Genomic DNA, 6,731 nt, shown 5'->3' with positions numbered 1-6,731 from the left:
GTTTCAAGTTTAAGTCTAGCTAGCTCAAGACTTAGCGTTACATAGTTTATTTTTTTCCTGTCCACCTACTTACAAAGCATAAATCATTTATGAATTTATTACTGCCTCCCCGAACTCGCGGGGAAGGTGGGGTGGGGTAAAAGATTTATGACTACTGCAAGGATTGCTATAACAGATTAATATGCGAATTGGTTCACATAAAAATCGTTTTCACTTGTTGGGTTAAATGGTCAATACTCGGAAGGCGATAAAAAATTTGTCCGGGTAATCTTGCTTGCAACGAATAGCTTCCAACTCGCATATGAATAGTTGGGAATCTGGAATAGCTGCCCTAACTAGCTTATGGATGTTGTAAGAATGGATGCGCCCCAGTGCGGGAGTTGAGAATCAAGCATCTATCGCTAATACTCCGATCGCACTTAACTCAAAGCTTTATCATAAATTTTTCCTCAATCATCTTCCATCAGGTGGATATTTTCTTATGGCATCAGACAGATGGCAAGGTTGGGCTAGTTAGATTAAATAGAGAGAGAAGCAAGATTTTGAAATGGTGAACAAAGACAATAGACGTTTTGCCTAAGTCGATTTTTAAGACTCTAAATTCCCATTGTCGCAAAAAGTTGATTGTTCAGAACCGGGAGGATTTTAGGAAAATCAAATCAACCACAACGGCAGTGACTGTGTTGAGTTCAACCTTTTATTTACCGGAAATTGCCGAATTCGGTACCCAAACATCCGGCATCCTGTCCTGCCCTTAACTGACTTTTCAGGAAAACTCTAATAGCTAACCACAAGGCGCTCGCTTGCGACAGGAAGACAAGCAGAACCTATTTCTTACGTCGTTTGCTTTGATGATCAATTCAGAAATAAGGTGTATATAATGAATCAACTGAATCAACCAGAATCCTTGTCGCAACCGCTGATCCAAAGCGATTTCGTTGCTACTTTTCGCTTGTTTAGTAGATTTAGCTTCTGGATACAGTTATTCTTTGGTGCTGTTTCCGGCATTGTTTTATTATTTGCTATGTTGGGTCGCAACATGAGCGAACAAACCAATAATGCAGGTATTGGTTTCGGAGTATTTTTAGCAATAGTTGGTCTGCTATTGCTGTGCTTTAGAATTTTTTGGGATTTTCGCTATAGGCTTTTAGGGCGACTTTTGCACGCAGAAAATTCCCAGGTATATCCCAGCAAAGAACATATTACTCACACCTTACGGATTGGATTAGTTTCTAGTTTGGTGGGGGTATTAATCGCGTTTGTGGCTTCTGAAGAAACAGTGGCTGTAGTTCTAGCGAAAACTCTTAGTCAACCGCAAGCGATGGCAGCTTATGCGCCAGAAAATGTGATTCGTTCCCTAGATATTTTTGTGACGATGGCTAACGTCAATCTGATTGGCGCTCACTTTTTTGGAGCTGTTACTTCTCTTGGGTTACTCAATTGGGTAGAAGAGTAGTTGGCAAAATTAGCGATCGCTAAAGGGAAACACAACTCCTATGCAGTCAAGACTTACAAGCGCTGGCCGATTTAACTAAGGTTTTTGGTTTTACACTGTCTTGGCAAAACAGAGCGAAGACAGTGCAGCTACAAGCTAAACAAGTTGGCTATTTTGATGAACATCTAATCAGAAATGAGTAGCGATTGTTGCCGCTAATGGTAGTCAGCTTGAGCAACTTTTTTTAAAAGGTAATTTATTTATTCTGTTGAGAGAGCTTCCATCTACATTTATATTGATTTATATATTTTTAACTGGGACAAACAAAACTAAGGCTCATATTCCGAAATATAATCTATAGCCGTGGCATTCAACTTCCTAAATAACCCTGTCAACGGGTTTCTGAACAAAGCCGTGTTATACAGTTTCTCTATTAGGAAATGTACTTAGCAGATTAGGTAAAAAACCCGGTTTCTGGCGCCCCTCCGTAAGTCTTATATATAATGAATTTTTAGGCGGGCATAAAAAATTCTCCTTTGAGGTAGGGCTGATGTTTCCAGTGTGGTTGCAGGCAGGATTTTGGGGTTTAGTGGGGGGTTCGGCGCTACTACTGGGAGCGGCGGTGGGTTACTTTGTCAGCATTCCCCAGCGCGCGATCGCGACAATTATGGCTTTTGGCGCCGGTGTGCTAATTTCAGCGCTATCCTTTGAACTGATGGATGAAGCTTACAAGCGCGGCGGTTTCGACTCGACGGCGATCGGCTTTTTGGGTGGCGCTGCTGTCTACACAGCCGCCAATTGGTTTTTGAGTCAACAGGGAGCAAAACACCGCAAGCGATCGGGCGCTTTGCACCCAGCTAAAACAGAGTCAGGCGATGGCGGATTAGCCATCGCCCTCGGCGCGCTGTTAGACGGGATACCGGAGTCGATCGTCATTGGTGTCAGCATGATTTCTGGAGGCGCTGTCAGTTCGGTGACAGTAGCGGCAATTTTCCTCTCCAACATTCCCGAAGGACTCTCTAGCGCCGCCGGCATGAAAAAAGCAGGGAGATCGATCGGTTACATTTTTGGAGTTTGGGGCGCGATCGCACTTATTTCCGGTATCGCAGCATTATTAGGATATACCCTTTTTAGCCACTTTTCTGCGGAAGTAATAGCCGCTACTACCGCCGTAGCAGCAGGGGGTATTTTAGCCATGATCTCAGATACTATGATTCCCGAAGCATTCGAGGAAACTCACGATTTTGCTGGACTAATTACTGTCTGCGGTTTTTTAGCTGCTTTTGTACTCAGTAAGTTAGCAGAAAGATAATAGATAATTAGCGATCGCTCATCACTAATGTAGAATTGCTCATTACTGAGAGTTATAGTGTTTTTGATATAGACACAGATGAATTGGATATGTTGCCAAGCTGTATCGAACCACAAAAAAGCTTATAATTCACATTAAAGTTCGCAGCCGGTCAAGAGGTGTTGGAAAATTTATGTGCGTCAACTTAGGGCAGATCCTGCACGAAAGCTACAAAATTATCGCTTTGTTGGGACAGGGAGGGTTTGCTAAAACCTATACGGCTGCACAAATAAACCAACCAAATCATCCTCTGTGCGTTGTTAAGGAAATTCCTTTTCCCTCATCTAACGATCGCCACGTCTTGGAGATGGCAAGAAAGCGATTTGAAAGGGAAGCTAGCGCTTTGCGCCGTCTAGGAAAGGACTCGCGCATTCCCGAATTATTCGATCGCTTTGAAGAAAACAACCATTTTTATTTAGTTCAAGAATACGTTCAAGGACATCCGCTCAATCAAGAACTCGCTGCAGGCGATCGGGGGAATGAGAAAAAAACCGTTGCTTTGTTGCGGGAAGTTCTAGAAATATTAAAATGTGTCCACCAAGAAAATATAATTCACCGCGATATTACACCTGCTAACTTAATTCGGCGCGAAACAGATAAAAAAATTGTTCTAATTGATTTTGGGGCGGTCAAAGAAATCAGCACTTTTACCTCTAACTCTACAGGTGAAATATTCACATCGCAGGCGATCGGCACCAGCGGTTATATGCCGGCCGAACAATACAATCCGCGCTCTCTCCCACAACCCTACAACGACATTTACGCTCTCGGAATTATCGCCATCCAAGCTCTCACCGGGCAACGTCCCACCAATCTGCCGCAAGACCCCGAAACTGGGGAAATTGTCTGGGATTACTCGACGCCCGATCGTCCTGCGGTACAAGTTAGCGACAAGCTCAAAAATATTTTAACCAAGATGGTGCGTTTCCACTTTCAAGACCGCTACCAATCTGTGGATGAAGTTTTGCAAGATTTGGATTTGTCGATCGTCGCACGGCCCGATTTACCCAAAACTTCGCGGAAGTTGCGATCGGGCTTTTGCTGGCTGCTCTTAGCTGTTGCGGGAATCGCGGCTTTTGGGGCGATCGTATTTTTAATCCCCAGAATTTCTCCGCAACCAACGTTGCCTACACCCTCCGCCGATGGTGTAAGTTCCGGCGAAAAACTCTTAGTGCAAACCTCCGCCCTGTGGTCAAAACAAAGGGGAATCAATGAGTTTGCCGACTCAAATTATCCCGAAGCTTTAAAATTGCTCAAACAGTCCTGGCGGGAAGACCGCAGAGATCCAGAAACTTTAATTTACATCAACAATGCTTTGCTGAAGGCAATAAATGCAGAATATTACACGATCGCAATTGTTGTTCCTATCCGCCGCAATCAGGACGGCAGCATTCTCAACGCAAATTTAGCCGAAGAACTGCTGCGCGGTATTGCTCAAGCTCAAACCGAAGTTAATTTAAGTCTCATCACACCCAATGACAGCAGCAATAAAGATTTTCCCGGTCAAGGATTTCTCGAACCAAAAGCTATTAAAAACAAAGGTCTCAAAGTCATCATTACTGATGACGGAAATATCAAATCTTACGCCGTCCAAAGGGCTAATTCACTGGTCGCCCAGCCCGATATTTTAGCAGTCATCGGACACTACACCAGTGACATGACTGTGGAAACAGTAGATATTTACAATCAAAATCAACTAATCGCCATTTCTCCGGGAAGCACCACAGAAGAACTGACGCGAAAACCGCGAAAATTTTTCTTTCGCACGGCTCCGACAACTAGCATAGAAGCTGAAGCTTTAGTAAATCAACTGTTCTTGGTCGATGAGAAAAAAGTTGCAGTATTTTACAATCCCAACAGTCCGTTCAGCGCTTCTTTGTGGGAAGAATTCAAAAAGCAATTTAAAGCAAAAGGAGGCTCGACTTTTAGGCTAAGTAATTATTACGATTTATCTAAAAATAATTTTAACGCCGAAGCAGCAATCAAAGAAGTTGAGAAAGCAGGAAAAACAGCCTTACTTGTCATTCCAGACGGTCAAGTCACTAATTCCCTAGAAAATGCGATCGAAATGATTAAAGCTAACGCCGATCGCAATTGGATTGTCGGGCCCTGGACTCTGTACGAGCCGAGAACGTTAGAAGTAGCAAAAGAGCTAAAGTCTATTGAAAAACTAGGAATATCCCTGTTTTGGCATCCGCTAGCAAGCTTTGACAAAAAGTTTCCTATAAACGCGGAAAAATTATGGGGAGGCCCGGTGAATACTCGATCGGCCTTAACCTACGACGCCGCCCGGACGCTGATTAAAGCGCTAGAAATGCAGGCACAACCCACTCGCGAAGGAATGCAAAAAACCTTAGCAGATCCAAACTTTAAAGCCGAGGGAGCCACGGGTATAATTGAGTTTGACTCAAAGACTGGAAATCGGAAAAATCCTCCCAAACGAGTAGCGCATATTGTACCCTGTTCTACAACAACATATGGCGTTACCTTTGTGCCTATCGAATTTCCCACCGCCGCAGCTGCAGGTTTAAAGTGCGATTGAATTGATATGTTGTGGCATTGTCAACAAACCTTTCAAGGGCTGGCAGGATGCCCAGCCCGCAAGAAAAATTACTCTTTGTGGAACAGGCCGAAAAGCGTTGTTAAGCATGATGCAATATGTGGGAGTAATTGATATCTTGTGGGATTGTCAACAAACGGTCCGGGACGAGTTTTACCAAAAATAATTGCCTAAAACCAAAAATCTCATAAACCCGCCCCCACCCGACGATAAAATCCTGGATAGAGAATTGTGCAAGATGTGCGAGTGAATTGATATCGTGTGCCGAACGCAACAATCCGCCAGATGTTTCAATCTTACAGCCGACTATTGTCACAGGTGCAACATATCAATTTATTAGATATATTAAACAAGGTTAGTTTTTTCTATAATAACGCTTATGGCTGTCAATCTCGCTTCCCCAACAAGTTCTAGTCTCAAACCAGAACCACAGAATATCTCAGCACTCAAACAAGTCTTCCAGACAATTGATGCCGATAGCTGTCCGGGTTCCTATAATTTTCATATGCACACAGTCTACTCCGACGGGCGATTGCAGCCAGAGAAATTGATGGAACAAGCCATAGCCGGAGGTCTCAAAGGCTTAGCTATCACCGACCACCACAGCACCCAAGGCTACGTTAAAGCTCAAATTTGGCTGGACAATTGGAAATTAAACCATCCCGACAAAAATAGCGAAGCACCCAGTCTCTGGACAGGCGCTGAAATTAATGCCGAATTGCTCAACAATGAGGTACACATACTCGGTTACGCCTTCAATCCGCAACATCCCAGTCTCAAACCATACCTACGAGGTAAAAGCACTGAAGGCACTTATTGTTATTCAGCAGCCAGGGTAATTGAAGCTATTCATGAAGCAGGAGGTTTAGCAGTTCTCGCACATCCTTGCCGGTATCGATCGACTGCAGATAAACTAATCCCAGAAGCAGCCCGTTTCGGCATTGACGGTGTAGAAATTTACTATGCTTACGGTAATCCCAATCCTTGGAAACCCAGTCCCATACAAACTGCTTTAGTCAAAGAGTTAGCAGAAACTTATGGTTTGTTGGGAACTTGTGGCACCGACTCTCACGGCCTGAGTCTTCTAGTCCGAATCTAGATAGTTCGGAAATAAGAAGTGCTTTATCCTGTCATTACCAGTATAAGGGTTAGCGGATATATTTCTGATGAAAGCAATCACAATGAGTCGAAAACAAACAGTTTATCAGGTCATATTATGTCCGCTAAAATGACTACTATAAAATTGTTTGGTAGTGAGGACTTCAGTCCTCATAAAAGTCTGTGAACTGAAGCTTTCACTACTTTCCTTATAACGGCTATTTGACGGGAGGTGATATCATTTCGATCGCCACGACGAGCTTTCGCCTTCCAAAAGAAAGCAATTG

At 43.6% G+C, this 6,731-nt stretch carries 4 protein-coding genes; all 4 read left to right on the top strand.

The window, feature by feature from the left end:
* Positions 1–880 precede the first annotated feature (880 nt).
* The 4 genes from QUA45_RS20810 (at position 881) to QUA45_RS20795 (ending at position 6,445) form a co-directional block, all read left to right on the top strand.
* Positions 881–1,456, top strand: a complete 576-nt coding sequence (locus tag QUA45_RS20810; protein ID WP_333096953.1) for a DUF3611 family protein — start codon at positions 881–883, stop codon at positions 1,454–1,456.
* Between the two features lie 529 nt (positions 1,457–1,985).
* Positions 1,986–2,747 (top strand): ZIP family zinc transporter, encoded by a 762-nt coding sequence (locus tag QUA45_RS20805; protein ID WP_333067968.1) that lies wholly within the window; start codon positions 1,986–1,988, stop codon positions 2,745–2,747.
* Positions 2,748–2,919: 172 nt separating this feature from the next.
* Positions 2,920–5,328, top strand: coding sequence for a bifunctional serine/threonine-protein kinase/ABC transporter substrate-binding protein (locus QUA45_RS20800; RefSeq protein WP_333096954.1), 2,409 nt, complete (start codon positions 2,920–2,922; stop codon positions 5,326–5,328).
* 397 nt (positions 5,329–5,725) lie between these two features.
* A complete protein-coding gene (locus QUA45_RS20795; protein WP_333096956.1) occupies positions 5,726–6,445 on the top strand; it encodes a PHP domain-containing protein in 720 nt (239 codons plus the stop codon).
* Positions 6,446–6,731 lie beyond the last annotated feature (286 nt).

It is taken from the genome of Microcoleus sp. Pol12A5 (genome assembly GCF_036701435.1).
In the GTDB taxonomy this organism is placed as follows: Bacteria; Cyanobacteriota; Cyanobacteriia; order Cyanobacteriales; family Microcoleaceae; genus Microcoleus.
Note: the sequence above shows the minus strand (reverse complement) of the source record. Positions and strands in the feature narration are given on the sequence as shown.